This is a genomic window from Arthrobacter sp. NQ7, assembly GCF_029581595.2.
GTDB lineage: Bacteria > Actinomycetota > Actinomycetes > Actinomycetales > Micrococcaceae > Arthrobacter > Arthrobacter phenanthrenivorans_B.
The window spans coordinates 1-411 of the sequence record NZ_JARFXU020000069.1 but is presented as its reverse complement, the minus strand read 5'-3'; the positions used below and the strand labels follow the sequence as shown (position 1 = coordinate 411).

The 411-nt window shown below is 63.0% G+C and carries 1 protein-coding gene; it reads left to right on the top strand.

Going from position 1 to position 411, the window contains the following annotated elements; genetic code table 11:
• On the top strand, positions 1-411 hold a 411-nt coding region (locus PUN71_RS23070; protein WP_283532436.1), incomplete at both ends, for a helicase-related protein.

Genomic DNA, 411 nt, shown 5'->3' with positions numbered 1-411 from the left:
GTACTGGCGACCAACGTCGCGGAAACTTCGCTGACCGTACCGGGCATCCGCTATGTGATCGACAGCGGCACCGCACGCATCAGCCGCTACAGCTACCGCGCCAAGGTGCAGCGCCTGCCTATCGAGGCGATTTCCCAGGCCAGCGCCAACCAGCGTAAGGGCCGCTGTGGCCGGGTCGAGCCGGGGATTTGCATCCGCCTATACAGCGAAGAAGATTTTATCGGCCGCCCGGAATTCACCGACCCGGAGATCCTGCGCACCAACCTGGCGGCGGTGATCCTGCAGATGCTGCACCTGCGCCTGGGGGAAATCACCGACTTCCCGTTTATCGAGCCGCCGGATGGCAAGGCCATCAGCGACGGTTTCAACCTGCTGCAAGAACTCTCGGCGGTGGATCGCAACAGTCAGCTC